The following is a 2962-nucleotide window of genomic DNA, read 5'->3' on the forward strand; positions in this document are numbered from 1 at the left end:
GTCATCACATTGCCGCATAAGGCATAGACAAATCCGGCACCGGCACACAATTTCAACTCGCGGATCGGTACATCAAACCCTTGCGGCGCGCCTTTAATCGTGCCATCCGTTGAAATTGACAGCGGCGTTTTCGCCAAACACACAGCTAAATCATCAAGGCCTTGTTGCTTAAATTGTTGCAGCTGCTGCTTAGCAACATCACTGAGCGTGACACTCCCTGCACCGTATCCGACTTCAGCCACGGCCATCAGCTTTTCTTCTAAGCATTGATCGGCTGAATACAAAGGCCTAAAGGTCGAGGGAGCGGCACATTGAGCCATGACTTTCTTTGCCAGTTCACGCGTGCCCTCGCCGCCGTGAGCAAAGCCCTCACTGACGGCAACTTGTACCTGGTTGGGTAACGCCTCGATCATGGCTTTTAATGTCGCAAGCTCAGCATCGCTATCTTGCGGGAAACGGTTGATTGCGACCACCGCCGGCACACCATATTGATTTACATTGTTGATGTGCCACTTCAGGTTTTCAAACCCTGCCACCAATGCTTCATGATCATCAACAAAAAGTGATTCTGGTAGTGGTTGCCCAGGCAAAAAGTTATAGTGCGTTGAGTTGGCCTTTAAGCCACGTAATGTGGCCACAATCACCGCGCAGTCTGGTGCTTTACCGGATGCTTGCGCTTTGATGTTGCATGCCTTCTCAAATCCCATGTCTGAGCCAAATCCCCCCTCGGTGACGGTATAATCACCCAGCTTAAGGGCAATGTTATCGGCAATAATCGACGAATTACCATGGGCAATATTGGCAAAGGGGCCGGCATGAATTAGCGTCGGCACGCCCTCTAAGGTTTGCATGAGCGTGGGTTCAATTGCCGCTTTCATGCTTACCGCCATCGCCCCCGCCACTTGCAAATCTTCGGTGGTGATCGGCTCACCGGCATGACTATAAGCCAACACAATGCGGCCAATGCGCTGACGTAAGTCACGAAGATCGCTTGCCAGCGCCAGAATCGCCATTAACTCAGAAGCTGCTGAGATATCAAATCCGCCCTCTCGCTCATAGCCATTAATGGTTTTTCCCGGCTCATTTTTGCCCACAGTAACCATGCGCAAGGCGCGATCGTTATGATCCATCACCCGCTTCCACACCACGCGATTCGGATCGATGTTTAACGCTTTTAGTCCGCTTCGAGCTTCAAAGTCGTCATAGCCCAAGCGCTGCTCGTGATAGATGCGCGCGTCAATCGCGGCAGCGGCCAAATTGTGTGCAGCAGTGACGGCATGAATATCACCGGTTAAGTGCAGGTTTAGCTCTTCCATCGGGGCCACTTGTGAATAACCGCCTCCAGCCGCGCCGCCTTTGACCCCAAATACCGGCCCCATCGAAGGTTGACGAATACAAGCGGTCACGGATTGGTTGAGTTTCGCTAACCCTTGCGCCAGGCCGATGGTGGTCACCGTTTTACCCTCGCCCAGCGGCGTTGGGGTAATAGCGGTGACCACGACCAACTTGCCAGTTTGATTAGGCGCGAGGCGCTTCAAACAATTGAGAGAGACTTTGGCTTTGTGGCTGCCTTGGGTTTCAAACTCTGCTTCAAGCAAACCGGCTTGCTTGGCAATGGTAGAAATGGAAGTCAGTGTGGTGTTACGACAGATTTCGACATCAGATAGCATGAAACCCTCTCAATAGAGTATAAAATAATCACGTAAACGTTTGCGTAAAAATGATACCGCTAAAATGACCATTGTAAAGCGAAAGAATACTTGCCGTAAGCGCCCTTTTTGATTTTTATCCCGCCTTACTCGTTCCCACGCAGGAGCGTGGGAACGAGTAACCGAAGCCTCACCAAACCATTCCTCGATTTATACCGTACACTTAGTGGGTGATAAGGAGATGGTTATGAAAAGCAGCAAGGTTCCGCATGGTAAATGGTCTCGTTTTGGGGCGTTGGCTTCAATAGCCGGGCGAGTGGCGTCGAATGTTGCGTGGGAAGGCACGAAGCAGTTTGCGCAGGGTAACAGACCAAGTCGTAAAGATTTGGTGATGTCACCGGCCAATATTGCCCACGTGGCCGATAAATTGGCAGATTTACGCGGCGCGGCGATGAAGGTGGGTCAACTGTTGTCGATGGATGCGGGCGATTTGATCCCGCCAGAGCTCAGCGATCTGCTCGCGCGGTTGCGTAATCATGCCACGCCCATGCCGCCAAAACAGCTTAAAGCCGTGCTTAACGAACAATGGGGCGACAATTGGCAAGCAGAATTTACCCATTTTCGCTTCTCTCCCATCGCGTCAGCTTCCATTGGTCAAGTGCACGAAGCGTATACCGATGCCGGTGACAAAGTGGCAGTGAAGGTGCAATATCCACGCATCAAAGACAGCATTGATAGCGATGTCGACAATGTCATCACTCTGCTGCGTTTGAGTGGCCTTATCCCCAAAGAGGCGAACTACCAAGCTTTGCTCGATGAAGCCAAGCAACAGCTGCATGACGAGGCCGATTACCTGAAAGAAGCGCAGTCGCTTATCCGGTTTGGTGCCCATTTAAAAGACGCTGACGGCTTAGTGGTGCCTAAGGTACACTCAGCTATTACCTCGGATCGCATTCTAACCATGAGTTATATGGCGGGTGAACCCATTGAGCAGCTTGACCGTGCTTCAGAAGCGGTACGCCAGCGGGTGGTAAGTCGTTTGTTCCAATTGCTATTTGAAGAGGTGTTTATGTTTGGGGAGGTGCAAACCGATCCGAACTTCGCTAACTACTTGTATCAGCCAGACACGGGCCGCGTGGTATTGCTCGATTTTGGCGCCACGCGTCAGTATGCACCGACGTTTACCGATGGCTATCGCAAGCTGTTTTTGGCGGCGATAGAAAAAGATAATGCAGGGATTGAAGCGGCGCWGACTCAGATTGGCTTTTTTGCTGAGCATATTTTACCCGAGCAAAAGGCCAGCGTGCTTGAGC

2 protein-coding genes are annotated in these 2962 nt (G+C 51.5%); one reads left to right on the plus strand and one right to left on the minus strand.

The window, feature by feature from the left end; all coding sequences use genetic code 11:
* Positions 1 to 1670 (minus strand): formate--tetrahydrofolate ligase (locus tag BZG79_RS13460; RefSeq protein ID WP_077774654.1); only part of this gene is annotated, 1670 nt, incomplete at its 3' end.
* Between the two features lie 226 nt (positions 1671 to 1896).
* Here BZG79_RS13460 and BZG79_RS13465 point away from each other — a divergent pair.
* A partial coding sequence (locus BZG79_RS13465) for an AarF/ABC1/UbiB kinase family protein (RefSeq protein WP_077774655.1) occupies positions 1897 to 2962 on the plus strand: 1066 nt, incomplete at its 3' end.

The organism is Salinivibrio sp. MA427, from assembly GCF_001996115.1.
GTDB classification, from domain to species: Bacteria; Pseudomonadota; Gammaproteobacteria; order Enterobacterales; family Vibrionaceae; genus Salinivibrio; species Salinivibrio costicola.